Consider the following 20,820-nt stretch of genomic DNA (forward strand, 5'->3'; position numbering starts at 1 on the left):
TAGCGTGTCCGGCGTGGGCGGGAAGCTGCAATTCCTTCTTGCGTCACCCCCGCGCAGGCGGGGGTCCCGCTTTTGCTCTCCGGCGTCGCAAGGCGGGCTTGCGGCGTTCGCGGGAATGACGGGGATGGAATTGCAAACGTAGCCCGGTTAAATCCGGCGCACGATGGAGTTTGAAAATGGCTGACTATGATTTCGACGTTCTGGTGATCGGTTCCGGTCCCGGTGGCTATGTCGCGGCAATCCGTGCGGCGCAGCTCGGCCTCAAGACCGCCTGCATCGAAAGCCGCGAGACTTTGGGCGGCACCTGCCTCAACGTCGGCTGCATCCCGTCCAAGGCGATGCTGCACGCGTCCGAGCTTTTCGAGGAAGCCGCTAGCGGCAAGCTCGCCAAATTGGGCATCAAGGGATCGGTCACGCTCGACCTCGAAACCATGCACGCGCAGCGCCGCGATGCGGTCAAGGGGCTGACCGGCGGAATCGAATATCTGTTCAAGAAGAACAAGGTCGAGTGGATCAAGGGCCGAGGCGCGTTCACCGGCGCCGATACGGTGGCCGTGGGCGACAAGAGCTATCGCGCCAGGAACATCGTTATTGCCACCGGATCGTCGGTCACCCCGCTGCCCGGTATCACGGTCGATAACGACAGCCAGATCATCGTCGATTCCACCGGCGCACTCGAGCTTGCCAAGGTTCCCGGCCACATGGTCGTGATCGGCGGCGGCGTGATCGGGCTCGAGCTCGGCTCTGTCTGGAAGCGCCTGGGCGCCAAGGTCACCGTGGTCGAATATCTCGACATGATCCTGCCCGGCATGGACGGCGAAATCCGCAAGGAATCGCTCAAGGTGTTCAAGAAGCAGGGCATCGAGTTCAAGCTGTCGACCAAGGTCACCGGCGCTAGTGTCGAAGGCGGCAAGGCGATGCTGTCGGTCGAACCCTCAGCCGGCGGCGACACCGAAACCATCGAGGCCGACGTCGTTCTGGTGTCGATCGGTCGTCGTCCCAACACCGATGGCCTCGCGCTCGACAAGGCGGGCCTTGCCGTCAATGGCCGCGGACAGGTCGAGATCGATCATGACTTCAGCACGTCGGTCCCTGGTATCTGGGCGATCGGCGATGTCGTTCCCGGACCCATGCTCGCGCACAAGGCCGAGGACGAAGGCATCGCGGTCGCAGAGAACATCGCGGGGCTCACCGGTATCGTCAATCACGACATCATCCCGAGCGTGGTCTACACCATGCCCGAGATCGCTGGCGTGGGCCTCACCGAAGAGCAGGCCAAAGAGCGTGGCGAGATCAAGGTCGGCAAGTTCCCGATGATGGCCAATTCGCGCGCCAAGACCAACCATGAAGGCGACGGCATGGTCAAGGTCATCGCCGATGCCAAGTCCGACCGCGTGCTCGGCGTGTGGATCATCGCGTCATTGGGCGGCACCATGATTGCGCAGGCCGCACAGGCAATGGAGTTCGGTGGCACCAGCGAGGACATCGCCTACACCTGCCACGCGCACCCCACGCACAGCGAAGCGCTCAAGGAAGCCGCGATGGCGGTGCAGGGCAAGCCGATACACATCTGACGGCCTCTGCAGGCCGACACGGCGGACGCGTCATCGGATCGGTGACGCGTCCTCGCCCGTTAGCGGCGCGATCCGCCGTGCGACATCATCCAGCCAGCCGATGAACGCATCCACCCGCGCGAGCTTGCGCATATCGCGGTGCACCACCAGCCAGAAACTGCGGTGGATCGCGACCCGATCCGCCAGCACCCGCTCCAGCCGCACGTTCTGCTCGCCCATGAAGCACGGCAGGATCCCCACCCCGGCGCCCGACGCGATCAGGCTGTGCTGCACGTTGATGCTCGAGCTGGTCAGCACGGGTTCCAAGCCCGGGCCGATTTCGTCGAGATAGCGCAGTTCGTCGGCATAGATGAAATCGGGGATATAGCCGATCAGCGGGTGGCGACGCAGGTCGTCGACGCTGGCGATCGGTCCGGCGGCGGCGATGTAATCGCGGCCGGCATAGACCCCCAATTGATAGTCTACCAGCTTGCGCACCTTCAACGGCCCCGCGGTCGGGCGTGACAGCATGATCGCCAGATCCGCCTCGCGCTTGGACGGATTCAGAAAGCCGTTGGTGGCCACCAGCTCGATGCGGATCGCGGGGTGAAGGCGGTGAAACTCGGCCAGGTTGTGGCTGATCACCCAGGCGGCAAAGCCTTCCGCGACGCTCACCCTTATGGTGCCGGCAAACACCGTCTGCTCGCCGGTCAGCTCGGTGCGCGCATCGACCAGCGCCTGCTCGGCGCCTTCGGCATAATGCAGCAGCTTGCGCCCGTGCTCGGTGAGCGCAATGCCCTTGCCGCTTGCCTCGAACAGCGTCGACTGCAGGTCGCCCGACAGCCGCGCAAGCCGCCGCGCCACGGTGGTAGGGTCGATCTCGAGCCGCCGTGCGGCCTCCGCCACCGATCCGGCGCGCGCCAGCATCAGGAAAATGCGCAGATCATCCCAGTTCATAAGCCATGCAGTGTCATGCGAACCCTCTCCTGGCCATTGTATTTATGCAGCCCGTTGTGACGTTTTTACGCAATTGATTGCATGAATGCCAGAGGCTATTGCGCTGTCTAAGCGACAAGCACCTACAGGAGAGCGACCATGCGCACCGTCACCCACCGTCTGGCCACCGGCGTTTCTGCCCCCGCCAGCCCCCGCCAGTCCGACATCTTCGATCCCAACAGCGGCTCGGTGCAGGCCAGGGTCGATCTGGGTGACAAGGCGGTGCTCGACGCCGCGGTCGATGCCGCGCTCGCAGCGCAACCCGCCTGGGCCGCAACCAACCCGCAGCGCCGCTCGCGCGTGATGTTCAACTTCAAGGCGCTGGTCGAAGCCAATATCGACGAGCTCGCAGCCCTGCTGTCGAGCGAGCACGGCAAGGTCCATGCCGATGCCAAGGGCGATATCCAGCGCGGTCTGGAAGTCATCGAATTCTGCTGCGGCATCCCGCACGCCTCCAAGGGCGAATACACCCATGGCGCGGGCCCGGGCATCGACGTCTATTCGATGCGTCTGCCGATCGGCATCGGCGCCGGCATCACCCCGTTCAACTTCCCCGCGATGATCCCGATGTGGATGTTCGGCCCCGCGATTGCCACCGGGAACGCCTTCATCCTCAAGCCTAGCGAGCGTGACCCCTCGGTACCGGTGCGTCTTGCCGAGCTGATGAGCGAAGCTGGCCTGCCCGATGGCATCCTGCAGGTCGTTCATGGCGACAAGGAAATGGTCGACGCGATCCTCGATCACCCCGCGATCGCCGGCGTGTCGTTCGTCGGATCGTCCGATGTTGCGCATTATCTCTACCAGCGCGGTGTCGCTGCCGGAAAGCGCGTGCAGGCAATGGGGGGCGCGAAGAACCATGGCATCGTCATGCCCGATGCCGATCTCGACCAGGTGGTCAAGGATCTCGCAGGCGCGGCCTTCGGTTCAGCAGGCGAACGCTGCATGGCGCTTCCGGTGGTCGTCCCCGTGGGCGACGAGACCGCTGACCGCTTGCGCGCCAAGCTGATCCCCGCGATCGAAAAGCTGCGCCTCGGCGTGTCGTCCGACCCCGATGCCGATTACGGCCCGGTGGTCACCGCCGCGCACAAGGCCAAGGTCGAGGGCTGGATCCAGACCTGCATCGACGAGGGCGCCGAGTTGGTCGTCGATGGCCGCGGCTTCACGCTCCAGGGCCATGAGAACGGCTTCTTCGTCGGCCCGACATTGTTCGATCACGTCACCACCGAAATGAGCAGCTACAAGGAAGAGATCTTCGGCCCCGTGCTGCAGATCGTCCGCGCTGCCGATTTCGAAGAAGCCGTCGCGCTGCCCAGCAAGCACCAGTATGGCAACGGCGTCGCGATCTTCACCCGCAACGGCCACGCCGCACGCGAGTTCGCGGCTCGCGTGAATGTCGGCATGGTCGGCATCAACGTACCGATCCCGGTGCCGGTCGCCTACCACACCTTCGGCGGCTGGAAGCGCAGCGCTTTTGGCGACACCAACCAGCACGGCATGGAAGGCGTGAAGTTCTGGACCAAGGTCAAGACGATCACCTCGCGCTGGCCCGATGGCGCGGTCAACGGCGGCAATGCCTTCGTCATCCCGACGATGGGTTGAATGAGGGGCTAAACGCGTGCGGCTTGCGTACACCGCCTATCTGGTCCGGGAATATGACGAAGCCATCTCCTGGTTCGTCGACGCGTTGGACTGGACACTGCTCGAAGACAGCGATCTGGGCGGCGGCAAGCGCTGGGTCCGGGTGGGTGGACGCGACGGCGGCGAACTGCTGCTGGCGCGCGCCACCTCGCCCGAACAGACAGCCGCCGTCGGCAAGGAAGCGGGCGGACGCGTCGCGTTCTTCGTGCACACCCGCGCCTTCGACCGCGATTATGCACGCATGCTCGCGGCAGGCGTGAAGTTTGCGGAGACTCCGCGCAATGAAGTCTATGGCCGGGTGGTGGTTTTTGCAGACCTGTACGGCAACAGGTGGGATTTGATCGAAGCGCGCATTAACGCGGTTTCGGACAACGGAGAGACAACATGACGACGATCGGATTTATCGGCTTGGGCAATATGGGCGGCGGCATGGCGGCGAACCTCGCCAAGGCCGGGCACAAGGTCATCGCATTCGATCTTTCGGGCGAGGCGCTGGCGCGCGCGGGCGCAGCGGGCTGCCATCCCGTGTCCGATCCGGTGCAGGCGGTGAGCGATGCCGATGTCATCGTCACCATGCTGCCTGCAGGCAAGCATGTGGCATCGGTCTACAACGACACCGTTTTCGGTGCGGCGCGATCGGGCACGCTGCTGATCGACTGCTCGACCATCGACGTCGACACCGCGCGGCAGGTCGCAGCCGCCGCCAAGGAGCGCGGGCTCGAGGCGGTCGATGCGCCGGTTTCGGGCGGAATCGCGGCGGCCAATGGCGGCACCTTGACCTTCATGGTCGGCGGCAGCTCGGGCGGTTTCTCGCGCGCAGCACCAATCCTTTCGGACATGGGCAAGGCGGTGATCCACGCAGGCGACAATGGCGCAGGCCAGGCCGCGAAGATCTGCAACAACATGCTGCTGGGTGCGACGATGGCCGCGACCTGCGAGACCTTTGCGCTGGCCAAGAAGCTGGGGCTCGACCTGCAGACCTTCTACGACATCTCGTCGAAGGCTTCGGGGCAGAGCTGGTCGATGACCAGCTATTGCCCCGTGCCCGGCGTCGGCCCCGCCAGTCCGGCGGACAACGGCTATGCAGGAGGCTTTGCCGCCGCGCTGATGCTCAAGGACATGCGGCTTGCGCTCGAAGCAGCCAAGGCTAACGGCGCACAGGTCCCGATGGGCGAGCGCGCCGAGGCGATCTACGCCGCGTTCGTGGAAGCCGACGCGCAGGGGCTCGATTTCTCGGCGATCATCACCGCGCTGGAATAAGGCTGCGGCGCGGATTGCTCCTGCCCCCACGGGCGAATGATAGAAGGCCGCCCCTTTAGTTCGCCCCCCTCTCCCCCTATATCCGCAGCCATGGCGCTGCCCCAAATCATCACCGACTGGTTCGGGCAGCGCGGTTGGGTACCCCGGCGGCATCAGATGGAGATGCTGGAGCAGGCAGATGCCGGGCACCACGCGCTGCTGGTCGCCTCGACCGGCGCGGGCAAGACGCTGGCGGGGTTCCTGCCTACGCTGGCCGATTTCACCGACGGCCAGAGCCATGACGGGCTGCACACGCTCTACATCTCGCCGCTGAAGGCGCTGGCGCACGACGTGCAGCGCAATCTGCTGACCCCGGTGACCGAGATGGGGCTGCCCATCACCATCGAGACCCGCAGCGGCGACACGCCATCGGACCGCAAGGCGCGCCAGCGCGCGCGTCCGCCGCATATCCTGCTAACCACACCCGAATCGCTCAGCCTGTTGCTGTCCTACCCTGAGAGCTTCGAGATGTTCGCAGGATTGAAGACCGTGATCGTCGACGAGGTTCACGCCTTCGCCACCGGCAAGCGCGGCGACCTGCTCAACCTCTCGCTCGCGCGGCTGCAGGCGATCGCGCCCGCGTTGCGTCGGGTTGCGCTGTCGGCGACGGTCGCCGATGCCGACGCCTATCGCGCGTGGCTCGCGCCATATGGCGATATCGATACCGTAGCCCTGGTCGAGGGCGAGCCCGGCGCAGAGCCCGACCTGTCGATCCTGATTACCGATGATCGCGTTCCCTGGGCGGGGCACAGCGGCAACTATGCCGTGCCTCAGGTGCTCGAGGAAATCGCGCGAAACAAGACCACGCTTGTCTTCTGCAACACGCGCTTCCTCGCCGAGTTCATCTTTCAGAAGCTCTGGGAACTCAACGAGGCGCATCTGCCGATCGGCATCCACCACGGCTCGCTGTCGGTCGAGGCGCGGCGCAAGGTCGAAGGCGCGATGGCGCGCGGCGAATTGCGCGCTTTGGTCGCCACCGCCAGCCTCGATCTGGGAGTCGACTGGGGAAATGTCGATTGCGTGATCCAGATGGGCGCGCCCAAGGGATCCTCGCGATTGCTGCAGCGGATCGGCCGCGCCAACCACCGGCTCGACTGCCCCAGCCGCGCGATCCTGGTCCCCGGCAACCGCTTCGAATATTTGGAAGCCCAGGCGGCCTTCGATGCGGTCACCGAAGGCCAGCGCGATGGCGAAAGCTTCCGCCCCGGCGGGCTCGACGTGCTCGCGCAGTTCATCATGGGCGCAGCCTGCGCCGGGCCGTTCCACGAGGATGCCCTGCTCGACGAGGTGCAGTCCGCCCTGCCCTATAGCGGCATCGACCGCGCCACGTTGCAGCGCGTGCTCGGCTTTGTCGAGAACGGCGGCTATTCGCTCAAGGCCTATGACAAGTTCAAGCGGCTGGTTCGGCTGGCCGATGGCACGTGGCGGCTCGCGCATCCCAAATTTGCTGCGCAATATCGCCTGAATGCGGGCATCATCGTCGACACCCCGATGCTCGAGGTGCGCTTCAAGAACGGGCGTTCGCTGGGCAAGGTCGAGGAGAATTTCGCCGCGCAGCTCGCGCCTGGCGACACCTTCGTGTTCGCAGGCATGGGGCTTGAGGTAGAGCGGATCAAGGACATGGACCTGCTGGTCAAGGCGTCGGCCAAGGCCTCGCAGATCCCCAGCTACAACGGCGCGCGGATGCCGCTGACCACGCATCTGTCGCAGCGCGTGCGCGGCTTCCTGACCGACCGCGCGAGCTGGCCGCGCTTCCCCGATGACGTACGCGAGTGGCTCGAGATGCAGGACTGGCGCTCGGCGATGCCTGAGCCCGATCAGTTGCTGGTCGAGACCTTCCCGCACCACGGGCGCCATTACATGGTCTGCTACCCGTTCGAGGGATGGAACGCGCACCAGTCGCTGGGCATGCTGCTCACCCGGCGGATGGAGGATCGCGGGCTTCAGCCGATGGGCTTTGTCGCCAACGATTATGCGCTTGCGGTGTGGGGCATCAAGCCGATCACCGATCCCGGCGCCTTGCTATCGGCGGATATCCTGACCGATGAGTTCACCGACTGGGTGCAGAATTCGTACCTGCTCAAGCGCGCCTTTCGCGAGGTCGCGGTGATCAGCGGGCTGGTCGAGCGCCAGCATCCGGGCAAGAAGAAGTCCGGGCGGCAGGTCACCTTCTCGACCGACCTGATCTACGATGTGCTGCGCAAGTACGAGCCCGACCATGTGCTGCTCGAGGCCGCCTGGGCCGATGCGCGCGCGCGGATGACCGATGTCGGGCGGCTGGGCGATCTGCTCGACCGCGCGGCAGGCACGATGCTGCACATCGATCTCGAACGCGTCAGCCCGCTCGCGGTGCCGGTGCTGGTGATGATCGGGCGCGAGAGCGTGGCGCAAGGATCGACCGACGATGCGCTGCTGACCGAGGCCGAGAGCCTTGCCGCCACCGCGATGCGCGGCGATTGATTGCGGGCGGTCACCGCTGGTGGTAATCTCATGCCAGTGCCCGGCCTGAAACGGGCGCGGGAGAGGATCGCAGCCATGACCTTACGCCCCCTGCCCGGTGCGCTGGCCCTTGCCTTCGCGCTGTGCGCATCCGCTGCGGCAGCCCAATCGAGCCCGGCGCCATCGGTCCCCGCTGCTCCGGGTGTCGCCAATGCCACTGTGGGCGCGCTGGAAGGTAATGCCGTGAGTGCTGGCGCCGAGGTGGTCAGCATCGCACAGGACCGTGCCGATCGCATGACCGTGCCGGTAAGCATCGATGGCCGCGGTCCGTTCTCCTTCCTGATCGATACCGGGTCCGAACGCACCGTCGTCTCGCGCGACATTGCAGGCGAGCTGATGCTCAAGTTCGCCGAGATCGCCCGGCTGGTCAGCATCGCCGGCAGCAAGATGGTGGAGACGGTCTATGTCCCCGACCTGACGCTGGGTCGGCAGAATTACGGCGAGGTGGTCGCGCCGATCCTGGAGGCGCATCACATCGGTGCAGATGGCATCCTGGGGCTGGACGGCCTGCAGGACCAGCGCATCCTCTTCGATTTCACCACCAACGCGATCAGCATAGAAGATGTCGCCAAGCGCGCCGTATCCAGCGACTTCGAGATCATCGTCACCGCGCGCCGCCGTTCGGGCCAGCTGATCTTCACCGATGCTACCCTGGGGGGCAAAAGGATCAGCGTGGTGATCGACACCGGCGCGCAATCCAACATCGGCAATCTGGCGCTGCTGCGGCGGCTGGGCAGCGGCAAGAAGCTGACCCAGGAACAGGGCAGCCTGGTCTCGGTCACCGGCCAGTCGGTGACCGTCAACTCGGGGCTGGCGAACGATTTCCGGATCGGGCGCGCGCAGTTCGAATTTGTGCCGATCGTGTTCGCCGATTCGCAGGCCTTTGCCGAGCTGGGTCTGGACAAGACTCCCGCGCTGCTGCTGGGCATGGGTACGCTGCGGCTGTTCAGCCGGATGATGATCGATTTCAAGCAGCGCCGCGTGCTGTTCGACATGCCGTCCAACGCCCGGCGCAGGCCCGACAGGGCCCCGATCTAGCGCGCGTTCAGCACCAGTCGGGACGGCCGTTGCCGTACCACACCGCCAGCCCTTCATCGACCAGCGCGCCGCCCACGCTGGCGCCGCCGCGAGTCACGACAAACAGCGCCCGGCCATAGCGGTCCTGCGCCCTCGCCCCGGGTTCGAGCGTGAACGGCCCGGCGTTGAGCAACTCGACCATCCGCTGCGTCGCCAGCCTGCCGCGCTCGAGCTCTGCAGGGCAGCGCGGCGAGGACACCTCGGGCGTATCGATATCGGCGATGCGGATCTTCTGCCCGCGCAGCCAGATGGTGTCGCCATCGACCACGCAGGTGACCCGCGCGCCACCGCCGCAGATGCCGAACCGGACCGAGACCGTGTCGGGCCGGGCGTTGACGATCGGCGCGCCTGCAAACTGCGCCACCTGTTCGGGCGCATCCTCCTGCACCTCCAGCAGATGGCGTTGCTCGCGCGATTGCGCCCATGGGTCGGGTGTTTCGGCCTGGATGGCGGGGGCTACCGCACCCTCCTCCACCGGCACCAGCCAGGCGTTGAGGTTCCAGCCTGCCAGCGCCGCCAACAGCAGCGCGAGCACGAAGATGCGGGTCTGGCCCTGGTCTGCGCTGGGCGATATTCTGGAGGTTGATCTGGCCACACGACATGATCGCTCCGGGGGGTTAACGGTTCCCTAGCCCGACGCAATTCAGTCGTGGAAAACCACGGTCTTGCTGCCGTTGACCAGCACCCGGTCCTCCAGATGGAACCGCACCGCGCGCGAGAGCACGCGACGCTCTATGTCGCGTCCCTTGCGCACCAGATCGTCGGGGGTGTCGCTGTGGCTGATGTTCTCGACGTCCTGATGGATGATCGGGCCCTCATCGAGATCACCGGTGACATAATGCGCGGTGGCGCCGATGATCTTCACCCCCCGCTCCCACGCCTGGTGATAGGGCTTGGCTCCCTTGAAGCCGGGGAGGAAGCTGTGGTGGATGTTGATGCAGCGCCCCGACAGATACCGGGCCATCTCGTCCGAGAGGATCTGCATATAGCGCGCCAGCACCACCAGTTCGGTGTCGGTCTGCTCGATGATCGCGCGGATCGCCGCTTCCTGCGCGGGCTTGGTCGCCGCGGTCACGGGCAGATGGTGATAGGGAATATCCCCGATCATCGTGTGGCTGATCGCTTCGCGCGGATGATTGGAGACGATTCCCGTCACCGCCATGTTGAGCTCGCCGATGCGCGAGCGATACAGAAGGTCTCCCAGGCAGTGATCGAACTTCGACACCAGCAGCAGAACCCTTCGCGGCTGCGCCATGTCGCGGATCGACCATTCCATGCCATGGCGCGCGGCGACCTCGGCAAAGGCGGCGCGAAACGCCTCGATCGGCCCGGCGCCTGAAAGCAGCTCGAAGCTAACCCGCATGAAGAACCGGTCTTCGATGCGGTCGTTATACTGCTGAGATTCCAGAATATTGGCGTGGTTGCCGGCCAGGAACCCGGCGACTGCGGCCACAATTCCGGGCTGGTCGGCGCAGGACAGGGTCAGGCTGTAGCTGTCGGGCATGAAGGGTCCTGTGCTTTGAGGAAGGGAGAGAATGCGGAAACGGATGCGAGGTGGGAACGCACGCAGCGGCGGTAACGGCTATTTGCCAACAAACAGGAAACCCACCCCTGCCATGATACAGCCAAAGGCCGCAAGATGCCGCCAGCTGAGCGCCTCGCCCAGCACCGCGACCATGAACACGCCGAACACGGTCAGCGCGAGCGCCTCCTGCACGATCTTGAGCTGACCCGGCGTCCAGCCATGCGCAAAGCCGATGCGGTTGGCGGGAACCGCAAAGCAATATTCGACCAGCGCAATACCCCAGCTGATCGCGATCACCCAGAAGATCGGGCGTGCCGCCGCGGCCTCTGTCCCGCCCTTGAGATGCCAGTACCAGGCGGTGGTCATGAAGATGTTCGATATGGCAAGCAGCAGCACGGTGGGCGCGATCTGGGTGGGCATGGCGGGCTTTCATTTCACGGCGGAGCTGGTGTTGGTGCATGACCCACGAGCCCGCGAGAGGTAAAGAGAAGATAAATCTGTCGTCAACGTCCTCTTAACCCTTGCTGCCAAGGGGCGCTTAACCAGCAATGCGCACATCTTGTTGAACTTCAGCGCCAAAGGGGGTCAGCATGTCGCCAGACAGTGTGTTCATTTCATTCCTCTCCATCTCGCTCGCCTCGGTTTTCCTCGCGTTGCTGATCGGCACGCGCGGCGACCAGATTCGGAAGGTTGCAATGGCGCTGACCGAGGAAAGCGGCGGGCTGACGCGTCGGCGCCAGTCGCGCATCGCTGCGGTCGAGCGCAAGACCGCGATCGCCGACGAGGCGATGCAGGCGCGGGCACGCGGCGAGCGGTTCGTGCCGCCGCGCAACTACCGGACGAGCTGAGCGGCAGCCTCAGTCCTGTCCCACCGGCCCGGATGTCAGATCGATGATGAAGCCGATTACACCGATCGTCGTGCCATCGCGGCCATAGCGGCAGGTTCCGCGCGACATTACCTCGCGCATTTCTCCGGCATCGGTGATGATGCGCGCACGAAAATCAAAGTCCTCGCCGTGGTCGAGCGAGCGCTGGACGGCATCGGCGACCTTCAGCCGGTCATCGGGGTGATAATAGCAGATCGCATCCTGCAGGCCGGGCTGGCCGCGCCGCCGGTCACGCTGGTGGATGGCGAACACCTCGTCCGACCAGTGCAGCGAAGTTTCCGACCGTTCGAACTGCCAGTTGCCGATCCGGCCGACGCTGAGCGCCAGATCGAGCGACAGCGTCACCCGGTTGCGGTCGCGCTGCAGCGCCAGATTTTCGCGCAGCACCTTGCGCAGACGGCGCAGCAGCTCGAGCGCCGCCAGCGTGGCGACCAGCGCGCAGATCCATGGCAGATGTTCGATCAGGCCAGTCGACATGGCTCGTGTCTTTCCGGATCAGGATCCGTCAACGGCGGCTTTGTGCGCCCGGGCATTTTCGACATAATGCGCCACGCCGATCCGCATTCCGGCAATGGCAGGCTCGGGCAGATCGCGCATGAACTGCGCCGGGCGCCCGCCCCAGAGCTGCCCACCGGGCATCGACTTGCCAGGGGTGAGCATCGCGCCCGCCGCCAGCATGGCATCGCCGCCGATGCGGCAGCCGTCCATCACGATCGACCCCAGGCCGACGAACGCGCGATCCTCGAGCACGCAGCCGTGGATCATCGCCATGTGGCCGATCAGCACATCCTCGCCGATCAGCGTCGGAAAGCCTTCGGGCTGACCGGGGCGCGGGCTGTCGCAATGGATGACGGTGCCGTCCTGCACATTGGTGCGCGCACCGATGACGATGCGGTTGACGTCGGCACGGATCACGCAGTTGTACCAGATGCTGGCATCGGGGCCGATCTCGACATCGCCGATGATCCGGCATCCCGGCGCGATGAACGCGCTGTCGTGGATCCGCGGGGTTTTGCCGTGCAGGCTGATGATGGAAACGTCGTGCATGCCCTCAGCCCTTCGCCAGCAGCTTTGCCGCGTGGAGCGCGTGATAGGTGAGGATGCCGCTGCACCCGGCGCGGCGGAAGGCGAGCAGGCTTTCAAGCACCACCGCGTCACGGTCCCCTGCGCCAGCGGCGGCCATTGCCTCGATCATCGCATATTCGCCCGAGACCATGTAGGCATAGGTCGGCAGCCCGAAGGTCTGCTTCACGCGTGCCGCGATATCGAGGTACGGGAGCCCCGGCTTGACCATCACGCTGTCGGCGCCTTCGGCGATGTCCATCGCGACCTCGCGCAGCGCCTCGTCGCCGTTGGCCGGATCCATCTGATAGCTTTTCTTGTCGCCCTTTAGCAGCCCAGACGAGCCCACCGCGTCGCGGAACGGGCCGTAGAAGGCGCTGGCGTATTTGGCGGCATAGCTCATGATCTGGACGTTGTGATGGCCATGCGCCTCGAGCGCGGCGCGGATTTCGCCGATGCGGCCATCCATCATGTCCGATGGCGCGATGATGTCCGCGCCTGCCGCCGCCTGGTTGAGTGCCTGGCCGACCAGCACTTTGACCGTGGCATCATTGAGCACATAGCCTTCGTCATCGACCAGACCGTCCTGGCCGTGCGCGGTATAGGGATCGAGCGCGACATCGGTGAGCACGCCGATGCGGTCGCCAAGCTCGGCCTTGATCGCGCGGATCGCGCGGCACATCAGATTGTCGGGGTTGAGCGCTTCGGCGCCGTCCACGCTGCGGCGTTCGGGTTGGGTGTTGGGGAACAGGGCGATGCACGCGATCCCCGCCTCGGCCGCTTCCTTCGCGCGCTCCACAATGCCATCGACCGACCAGCGCGAGACGCCGGGCAGCGAGGCGATCGGCTCCTCGACCCCTTCGCCCTCGGTCACAAACAAAGGCCAGATCAGATTGGCGGGCGACAGGCTGGTCTCGCGGACCATGTCGCGGCTCCATCGCGTAGAACGCGTGCGGCGCAGGCGGGTGGCGGGATAGGCGGTGGTGGGAGGGCTGTGCGTCATGCCAATGCTCTAGCGGGTGGGTGCGCGAAGGGGAAGGTGTGTTGCGGGTCGTGGAAGCACACCGCGCAGACAAAGTTCTTCGTTACCCCCGCGGAGGCGGGGGTCCCGCTACCAGCACTGCCCGAGCGCAACAGCGGGATTCCCGCGTTCGCGGGAATGACGGAGTTTAGACGCTAAACCTCAGCCCACCGGCAGCGTCAGCACTGCGCGAAGGCCTTCGATCGCGCCGCCTGGGCCGCGGCGGTTCTGCACGGTCAGCGAGCCGCCATGCTGGTGCGCCACCGCGCGCGCGAGTGTCAGCCCCAGCCCCGTGCCGCCGGTTGCCATGTTGCGCGAGGCTTCCAGACGGGTGAAGGGCTCGAACATCCGCTCGATCTGATCGTCGGCGATCCCCGGGCCATCATCGTCGATCGTGATTGCCACGCTCGACGTCTGCCGCGCGATGCTGATCCGCGCGCGCGTCCCGTAGCGCACCGCATTGCCGATGACGTTGCGCAGCGCGCGGCGGATCCAGGTGAGCTGCAGCGGCGCGACGATGCGTTCGCACTCGGCCAGCTCCACGTCCTGACCCAGATCGCGGTACTCGTCGGCGATCATCTCGACCAGCGCGACCAGATTGACCGGCTCGGGCGCCTCGCCGGTGCGTCCGATCCGCGCCAGCGACAGGATGTCATCGAGCGTGCGGGTGATATCATCGATGCTGGCGACCATGCGTGAGCGCTGGCGGTCATCGGGCACCGATTCGACCCGCACCCGAAGCGCTGCGAGCGGCGTCTTGAGATCATGCCCGATCGCGCCCAGCATCACGTCCTTCTCGTTGAGCATCGCGGAAATCCGCGCGCTCATCGCGTTGAACGAGCGGGTGAGATCGGCAAGGTCGCTGGGCCCCGAAGGCTCAATCGGCTGCGCCTGCTGCGTCTTTTCGAACTGCGCCACGCCATCGCGCAGCGCGCCCATAGAGCGCGCGATCCGGCGGGTCAGCCACACCAGGGGCACCAGCATCACCAGATACAGCACCACGGTCTGCGCGATGATGGTCACGCCGATGCGATTCGACGCCTCGGCCACCGGAACGCGCACGCTGAGCCACTGGCCGTCGGGACGCTCGATCGCGATCACCGCGAGCTGGCGGATGCGTTCGTCATCGCGCCCGCCGATTTCCGCCGCCAGCCGGTCCATGCGGCGCGGCCGGGGCGGTGCGGGCATGGCTGCAGCCCGGATATCGCGATAATTGACTCCATAGCTCGGCAGGATGGCGTTCAACCGCTGTTCGATCTTGGGCATCGCCTGCATCGCAGGCGTGATCGGGCTGACCGGATCGAGCGCAGTGCGCCGCATCCTGAGGCCGGGCGCGCGGCCCATCCGGCCGAGCCGCTGCTCGCGCAACGGCCTGCCTTGCTCCAGCCGGTCGGTCGAAGCGATCAGCCGCACCGCCGCTTCCGCCGCGACCCGGTCCATCGCCTGATCGCGCTGCGCCCGCACCAGCAGTACCGCGTTGAGCAGCTGCCCCACCAGCAGCGCGAGCGCGATGGTCAGCAGCAGGCGGCCGGCAAGGCTGGACGGCCACAACCGCTTGAAACTGGGCCGCTTGAGCATATTCATGGCGTATCGGGGGTGGCCAGACGGCGGACCTTGGCGGCGAGCGTATAGCCGCCACCCCACACGGTCTTGATCAGCCGCGGGGTGCGGTTGTCGGCCTCGACCTTCTTGCGCAGGCGGCTGATCTGGTTGTCGATCGCGCGATCGAACAGGTGCGCCTCGCGGCCGTGCGCAAGATCGAGCAACTGGTCGCGGTTGAGCACGTGCCCGGCATGCTCGCAGAACACCTGCAGCAGCTTGAACTCGGCGGTGGAGATGGGCACCAGCGCGCCATCGGGATCGGTCAGGCGGCGCTTGACGGTGTCGAGCCGCCAGCCGTCGAATTCGAACCCCTGGACCTCGTCCTCGGGTGTCTGGGGGACGCGCGCGGCGCGGCGCAGAACGGTCTTGATGCGTGCCACCAGCTCGCGCGGGTCGAAGGGTTTGACGACATAATCGTCGGCGCCGATCTCCAGCCCGATGATGCGGTCCATCGCCTCGCCCTTGGCAGTGATCAGGATCACCGGGATTTCGGATTGCGCCGCGACATGGCGACACAGGCTGAGGCCATCCTCGCCGGGCATCATGATATCGAGCAGCAGGATGGCAAAGCGCTGGTCGCGCATCAGCGTGCGCGCCCTGGCGGCATCGCCAGCCTCGGTCACGGCAAAGCCCTGCCCCACCAGATATTCGGCGAGCGGTTCGCGCAAGCTGGGCTCGTCGTCGACGAGCAGGATGTGGGGCAAGTCATTCATGGTGGATCAGCATGTGCCGGTTACGAGGATCAATGGCAACCGGCCCCAGTGCAGCGGGGAACCTGCACCGGAGCCGGAAGATCGTCAAAGGCTGGAAAAATCAGCCCGCCGGCTTGGCGCGCTTTTCCTGCCAGCGCTGCTTCATCGCTTCGCGCGCAGCATCGCGCTCGGCCTTGGTCACCTGGCCGTCGTTGTTGGTGTCCTGGCGCTTGAACCGCTCCAGCGCACCGGCCTCGAACTCGGCCAGAGTGATCGCGCCATCCTTGTTGGTGTCGAGACGCATCATGCGAGCATGGCCGCCACCATGGCCGCCGCGCATGCCCTTGCCGGGTCCACCGCGCCACTTGCCGCCCTGGCGAGCGCCGGGCTCGCCCTTGCCGGCTTCGGCGCGCATGCTCATGCGTTCGGCGCGTTTCGCCTCGCGGGCTTCGCGCGCCGCGGTCATTTCGGCCAGGCTGACTTCACCGCTGCCATCGGTGTCGAGCTTCTTGAAGCGCTCGGCCTGACGCGCTTCGCGATCGGCCTTGTCGATCCTGCCGTCCTTGTTGACGTCCATCCGCGCGAACATCGTCTGCGCCTGGGTGCGGACCTCGGCCTGGGTGATCACGCCGTCCTGATTGGCATCGGGGCCGCGCATCTTGCCACCGGCGGGCTGCGCAACAGCCATGCTGGCGGTGAGCATCGCGGCCAGCGCGGCACCTGCGATAAGGGTCTTCTTCATGGGGTATTCCTTCATGTTCAATTCCTGAGGGGGAGGAAGCCGCCCCAACCGGTGCAAAGGGGGGGATGAGGCCAGGACGACTTCCTTGAGACCCGTTCTAGAGGCGCATTGTCGCACAGCTTTGCCGGATCGGGCACAAAAGTGTCGCAAAGTGTATCAGCCAGCACGCCCCGTTCATCCGGCCGCAAGCTGATCGCGGCTTTTCGCTGCAATGCAACAACGCCCCGCTTGGCTAATGCGCTGCGGGCTGGTAGGCGCGCGTGCATGCTCGCAATGAACAACATCACCGTCCGGCTGGGTGGCCGCACGATCCTCGACGGCGCAACCGCAGCCATTCCCCCCGGCGGCCGCATCGGCCTGATCGGGCGCAACGGCGCGGGCAAGTCCACGCTGATGAAGGTGATGATCGGCGAGCTCGAGCCCGATGACGGCGAGATCGAGATGCCGCGCCTCGCCAAACTTGGCTATATCGCGCAGGAAGCGCCGCACGGAGCGATGACTCCGCTCGATACCGTGCTCGCCGCGGATATGGAGCGCACGAGCCTGCTCGAAGAGGCCGAGACCTGCACCGATCCCGATCGGCTGGGCGATGTCCACGAACGGCTGCTCGCCATCGACGCCTATAGCGCCCCATCGCGCGCCGCGATCATCCTCACCGGGCTGGGCTTCGACGACGAAATGCAGAATCGCCCGCTCGACAGCTTTTCGGGCGGCTGGAAGATGCGGGTTGCACTGGGCGCCTTGCTGTTCTCGCAGCCCGACGTGCTGCTGCTCGACGAGCCCTCGAACCACCTCGACCTCGAAGCGACCTTGTGGCTGGAGAACTTCCTCAAGGCTTACCCCGCGACGCTGATCGTGATCAGCCACGAGCGCGATCTGCTCAACAACGTGGTCGACCACATCCTGCATCTGCAGGGCGGGAAGGTGACGCTGTATCCCGGCGGCTATGACAGCTTCGAGCGCCAGCGCGCCGAACGCGCAGCCCAGCTTGCGGCGGCAAAGGCCTCGCAGGATGCCCAGCGCGCCAAATTGCAGGACTATGTCGCGCGCAACAGCGCCCGCGCCTCGACCGCCAAGCAGGCGCAGTCGCGTGCCAAGATGCTCGCCAAGATGCAGCCGATCACCGCGCTGATGGAAGACCCGAGCCTGTCGTTCGATTTCCCCAGCCCGTCCGAGCTCAAGCCCCCGCTGATCACGCTCGATCTGGCAGCGGTCGGTTATGCTGAGGACAATCCCATCCTGCGGCGGCTGAACCTGCGCATCGATCCCGATGACCGGATCGCGCTGCTGGGCCGCAACGGCAACGGCAAGACCACGCTCGCCCGGCTGCTCGCCGCGCAGCTCCCCGCGCTCGAAGGCGCGATGGAAACCGCGGGCAAGATGCAGATCGGCTATTTCACCCAGTATCAGGTCGAGGAGCTCGAGGCCGACAGCACCCCGCTCGAGCAGATGACCCGCGCGATGAAGGGCAAGACTCCTGCAGCGGTGCGCGCGCAGCTTGGCCGGTTCGGCTTCTCGGGCAACCGCGCGATGTCGAGCGTCGGCACCCTGTCTGGCGGCGAGCGCGCAAGGCTGGCGCTCGCGCTGATCACCCGCGATGCTCCGCACCTGCTGATCCTCGACGAGCCGACCAACCACTTGGACGTCGATGCACGCGAGGCTTTGGTGCAGGCGCTCAACGAATATGACGGCGCGGTGATCCTGATCAGCCATGACCGTCACATGGTCGAGCTGACCGCCGACCGGCTGGTGCTGGTCGATGCAGGCACCGCGACCGAGTACAATGGATCGATGCGCGACTACATGGACTTCGTGCTGGGCATCAATCAGCCCAAGGGCGATCCCAAGCCCAAGATGTCCAAGAAGGACAAGAAGGCCGACGCCTTCCACCGCGACCAGATCCGCAAGATGGAGAACAAGGTCAAGACAGCGGAAAAGGCCGTGGCCGAGCTGCAGGCGCAGTGTTCGGACATCGACCGCGCGATGTTCGATCCGTCTTCCGCCAAGCCCGAACACGCCAAGCTGACGATGAGCGAACTGGCGCGGCAACGCACACGGCTGGGCGAACTGCTCGCCGAGGCAGAAGCTGCCTGGCTGGAATGCAACGAGAAGCTCGAAGCCCTGAATTGACGCTTGCTGGCGCCCTTGGGATGGTTTAACTGATCGGTTAAATCAACCAGACCCGAGAGGATACCAGCATGGCCGACGCCTATATCATCGACGCTGTCCGCACCCCGCGCGGGGTCGGCAAGCCCGGCAAGGGCGCGCTGTCGCACCTGCACCCGCAGGATCTGGCGGCCACCGTGCTCAAGGCGATCAAGGACCGCAACCATCTTGACACCGCGACCGTCGACGACGTCATCTGGTCGACCTCGACCCAGAAGGGCAAGCAGGGCGGCGACCTTGGCCGCATGTCCGCGCTCGCAGCAGGCTATGATGTCAAGGCCAGCGGCATGACGCTGGACCGCTTCTGCGGCGGCGGCATCACCTCGGTGAACCTCGCGACCGCAGCGGTGATGTCAGGCATGGAAGATTGCGTGATCGCGGGCGGCACCGAGATGATGAGCTACACCCAGACCGTGGGCGCTGCCGAAGCCAATGCCGGGATGCCGCCGCCGCTGATGGGATCGCACAACCCCGCGCTCGACGAACTGCACCCGCAATCGCACCAGGGCGTTTGCGGCGATGCAATCGCATCGATGGAAGGCATTTCGCGCGAAGCCTTGGATGCGTTGGCCCTGGTCAGCCAGCAGCGCGCCGCGCGCGCCATCGCCGAGGGCCGCTTCGACAAGTCGGTGGTCCCGGTGCATAACCCGGACGGCAGCATCGCGCTCGACCGGGAGGAGTTCCCCCGCCCCGACACCACCGCCGAAAGCCTTGCCGCATTGAAGCCCGCCTTTGCCGGCATGGCCGATTTCGAGATCGGCGGCACCACCTTCCGCAAGCAGATCAACCGGCGCTATCCCGATCTCACCATCGAGCATATGCACCATGCGGGCAACAGCTCGGGCGTGGTCGATGGCGCCGCTGCCGTGCTGATCACCTCCAAGGATTATGCCGACAAGCACGGGCTCAAGCCCCGCGCGCGGATCGTCACCTATGTCAACATGGGCGATGACCCGACGCTGATGCTCAACGCGCCCGTCCCCGCCGCGAAAAAGGCGCTGGAGCGCGCAGGCCTGTCCAAGGACGACATCGACGTGTGGGAAATCAACGAGGCGTTTTCGGTGGTCGCCGAAAAGTTCATCCGCGATCTCGATCTCGACCGCGAGAAGGTCAACATCAACGGCGGCGCGATGGCCTTGGGCCATCCGATCGGCGCGACCGGATCGATGCTGATCGGCACCGCACTCGATGAGCTCGAGCGCTCGGGCGGTCGCTATGGCCTGATCACGATGTGCGCTGCGGGCGGCATGGCCCCTGCGATCATCATCGAACGCATCTGAACCGAACCACGGCCCGGTGAGCGCGCTTTACACGAGCGCGTTCACCGCCGCCATGAACGGGCCGATCGACACAGGCTTTGAGACATAACCCTCCGCTCCGGCGGCGCGAATCCGGTCCTCATCACCCTTGCCGGCATAAGCGGTCACCGCCATGATCGGGATGAGGCGCAGGTCGCGATCGGCCTTGATCGCCTCGATCAGCTCCAGCCCGCTGATATGCGGCAGCTGAATATCCATGATGATCAGCCCGGGCACGAACTGCCGCGCGCGTTCCATCACCTCGCGGCCATCGGCCAGCCCCTCGACGGCAAAGCCGTGCGCGGTGAGGAGATCGCAGAAAAGTTTGCGATTAAGGTCGTTATCCTCGACAACCAGCACTCTTTTTGCCACTGAACCGCTTATCCAAATTGCCGGTGCATTGGGCGCCGGACGTTATCCACCAGAACGCGGATGTAGGCCAAAGCCGTGACCGATACAATCAGGCCAGATACCCCGTCAGACAGGGGCGACCCACATGATCCGGCCACCATGGCGCTGCTGGCGCTGTCGTGGCTGCTCGGCGATGGCGAGCGCGCCGAAAGGCTGCTCTCGCTCACCGGAATGACCGTGGACGACCTGCGCGCCGGCGCTTCCAGCCCCCGCATCCTGGCGGAATTCATCCGCTATCTGGAAGGGCATGAGGCGGATCTGATCGCCGCTGCCGATGCCATCGGCGCGAGCCCCGCGGCCCTGGTCAATGCCCGCATCCAGCTGGAACGCCAGACTTGAAACCGAACGGACC

General features: G+C 65.5%; 21 protein-coding genes. 10 read left to right on the top strand and 11 right to left on the bottom strand.

Features of this window, described 5'->3' with window-relative positions:
* Window positions 1-176 precede the first annotated feature (176 nt).
* Window positions 177-1,574, top strand: coding sequence for a dihydrolipoyl dehydrogenase (gene lpdA, locus IP68_RS09665; protein ID WP_054134744.1), 1,398 nt, complete (start codon window positions 177-179; stop codon window positions 1,572-1,574).
* A 30-nt stretch (window positions 1,575-1,604) separates the two neighbouring features.
* Here the strand turns inward: lpdA and IP68_RS09670 are convergent, their stop codons facing one another.
* Complete coding sequence (locus IP68_RS09670) at window positions 1,605-2,510, bottom strand: LysR family transcriptional regulator (protein WP_054134745.1); 906 nt, start codon at window positions 2,508-2,510, stop codon at window positions 1,605-1,607.
* Between the two features lie 138 nt (window positions 2,511-2,648).
* Here IP68_RS09670 and IP68_RS09675 point away from each other — a divergent pair, with 138 nt between their 5' ends.
* The 5 genes from IP68_RS09675 (at window position 2,649) to IP68_RS09695 (ending at window position 9,023) form a co-directional block, all read left to right on the top strand.
* Entirely contained in the window at window positions 2,649-4,148 is a 1,500-nt protein-coding gene (locus IP68_RS09675) for a CoA-acylating methylmalonate-semialdehyde dehydrogenase (RefSeq protein ID WP_054134746.1), read from the top strand.
* Between the two features lie 16 nt (window positions 4,149-4,164).
* Window positions 4,165-4,575 carry a VOC family protein gene (locus tag IP68_RS09680; RefSeq protein ID WP_082382251.1) on the top strand — a complete coding sequence of 137 codons (411 nt, stop codon included), beginning with the start codon at window positions 4,165-4,167 and terminating at the stop codon, window positions 4,573-4,575.
* Window positions 4,572-5,447, top strand: a complete 876-nt coding sequence (gene mmsB, locus IP68_RS09685; protein ID WP_054134747.1) for a 3-hydroxyisobutyrate dehydrogenase — start codon at window positions 4,572-4,574, stop codon at window positions 5,445-5,447. The genes IP68_RS09680 and mmsB overlap by 4 nt, the downstream gene beginning before the upstream one ends.
* 90 nt (window positions 5,448-5,537) lie before the next feature.
* On the top strand, window positions 5,538-7,946 hold the full coding sequence (locus IP68_RS09690) for a ligase-associated DNA damage response DEXH box helicase (protein ID WP_054134748.1): 2,409 nt from the start codon (window positions 5,538-5,540) through the stop codon (window positions 7,944-7,946).
* A 75-nt stretch (window positions 7,947-8,021) separates the two neighbouring features.
* Complete coding sequence (locus tag IP68_RS09695) at window positions 8,022-9,023, top strand: retroviral-like aspartic protease family protein (RefSeq protein ID WP_054134749.1); 1,002 nt, start codon at window positions 8,022-8,024, stop codon at window positions 9,021-9,023.
* Between the two features lie 7 nt (window positions 9,024-9,030).
* Here the strand turns inward: IP68_RS09695 and IP68_RS09700 are convergent, their stop codons facing one another.
* The 3 genes from IP68_RS09700 to IP68_RS09710 form a co-directional block, all read right to left on the bottom strand.
* The gene (locus IP68_RS09700) at window positions 9,031-9,657 is read right to left on the bottom strand and encodes a thermonuclease family protein (RefSeq protein ID WP_231683869.1); all 627 of its coding nucleotides are present in this window, start codon (window positions 9,655-9,657) and stop codon (window positions 9,031-9,033) included.
* 48 nt (window positions 9,658-9,705) lie between these two features.
* Window positions 9,706-10,566, bottom strand: a complete 861-nt coding sequence (gene purU / locus IP68_RS09705) for a formyltetrahydrofolate deformylase (RefSeq protein WP_054134750.1) — start codon at window positions 10,564-10,566, stop codon at window positions 9,706-9,708.
* Between the two features lie 78 nt (window positions 10,567-10,644).
* Window positions 10,645-11,007: a DMT family protein gene (locus IP68_RS09710; protein ID WP_054134751.1), complete on the bottom strand. Its 363-nt coding sequence runs from the start codon at window positions 11,005-11,007 to the stop codon at window positions 10,645-10,647.
* A 170-nt stretch (window positions 11,008-11,177) separates the two neighbouring features.
* Between IP68_RS09710 and IP68_RS09715 the strand changes: the two genes are divergently transcribed.
* Window positions 11,178-11,435 (top strand): hypothetical protein, encoded by a 258-nt coding sequence (locus IP68_RS09715; protein WP_054134752.1) that lies wholly within the window; start codon window positions 11,178-11,180, stop codon window positions 11,433-11,435.
* Window positions 11,436-11,444: 9 nt separating this feature from the next.
* On the opposite strand, the gene IP68_RS09720 is transcribed toward IP68_RS09715, so the two are convergent.
* The 6 genes from IP68_RS09720 to IP68_RS09745 form a co-directional block, all read right to left on the bottom strand.
* Entirely contained in the window at window positions 11,445-11,951 is a 507-nt protein-coding gene (locus tag IP68_RS09720; RefSeq protein WP_054134753.1) for a PAS domain-containing protein, read from the bottom strand.
* A gap of 18 nt (window positions 11,952-11,969) precedes the next feature.
* A complete protein-coding gene (locus IP68_RS09725) occupies window positions 11,970-12,521 on the bottom strand; it encodes a gamma carbonic anhydrase family protein (RefSeq protein WP_054134754.1) in 552 nt (183 codons plus the stop codon).
* A 4-nt stretch (window positions 12,522-12,525) separates the two neighbouring features.
* The gene (gene hemB / locus IP68_RS09730; protein ID WP_054134755.1) at window positions 12,526-13,539 is read right to left on the bottom strand and encodes a porphobilinogen synthase; all 1,014 of its coding nucleotides are present in this window, start codon (window positions 13,537-13,539) and stop codon (window positions 12,526-12,528) included.
* A 180-nt stretch (window positions 13,540-13,719) separates the two neighbouring features.
* Window positions 13,720-15,141 carry a HAMP domain-containing sensor histidine kinase gene (locus IP68_RS09735; protein WP_082382253.1) on the bottom strand — a complete coding sequence of 474 codons (1,422 nt, stop codon included), beginning with the start codon at window positions 15,139-15,141 and terminating at the stop codon, window positions 13,720-13,722.
* A complete protein-coding gene (locus IP68_RS09740) occupies window positions 15,138-15,872 on the bottom strand; it encodes a response regulator (protein WP_054134757.1) in 735 nt (244 codons plus the stop codon). Before IP68_RS09740 ends, IP68_RS09735 begins: the two co-directional genes overlap by 4 nt.
* Before the next feature lie 100 nt (window positions 15,873-15,972).
* Window positions 15,973-16,593: an EF-hand domain-containing protein gene (locus IP68_RS09745; protein WP_082382263.1), complete on the bottom strand. Its 621-nt coding sequence runs from the start codon at window positions 16,591-16,593 to the stop codon at window positions 15,973-15,975.
* A 264-nt stretch (window positions 16,594-16,857) separates the two neighbouring features.
* Here IP68_RS09745 and IP68_RS09750 point away from each other — a divergent pair, with 264 nt between their 5' ends.
* Entirely contained in the window at window positions 16,858-18,723 is a 1,866-nt protein-coding gene (locus IP68_RS09750; protein WP_054134759.1) for an ABC-F family ATP-binding cassette domain-containing protein, read from the top strand.
* A gap of 68 nt (window positions 18,724-18,791) precedes the next feature.
* On the top strand, window positions 18,792-20,039 hold the full coding sequence (locus IP68_RS09755) for an acetyl-CoA C-acetyltransferase (RefSeq protein WP_054134760.1): 1,248 nt from the start codon (window positions 18,792-18,794) through the stop codon (window positions 20,037-20,039).
* A gap of 27 nt (window positions 20,040-20,066) precedes the next feature.
* On the opposite strand, the gene IP68_RS09760 is transcribed toward IP68_RS09755, so the two are convergent.
* Entirely contained in the window at window positions 20,067-20,429 is a 363-nt protein-coding gene (locus tag IP68_RS09760; protein ID WP_054134761.1) for a response regulator, read from the bottom strand.
* A 75-nt stretch (window positions 20,430-20,504) separates the two neighbouring features.
* On the opposite strand from IP68_RS09760, the gene IP68_RS09765 reads away from it, so the two are divergent.
* Window positions 20,505-20,807 carry a DUF3572 family protein gene (locus IP68_RS09765; protein WP_231683878.1) on the top strand — a complete coding sequence of 101 codons (303 nt, stop codon included), beginning with the start codon at window positions 20,505-20,507 and terminating at the stop codon, window positions 20,805-20,807.
* The last annotated feature ends 13 nt before the right edge of the window (window positions 20,808-20,820 follow it).

Origin of the sequence: Blastomonas sp. AAP25 (genome assembly GCF_001295965.1) — a bacterium.
Classification (GTDB): Bacteria; Pseudomonadota; Alphaproteobacteria; order Sphingomonadales; family Sphingomonadaceae; genus Blastomonas; species Blastomonas fulva.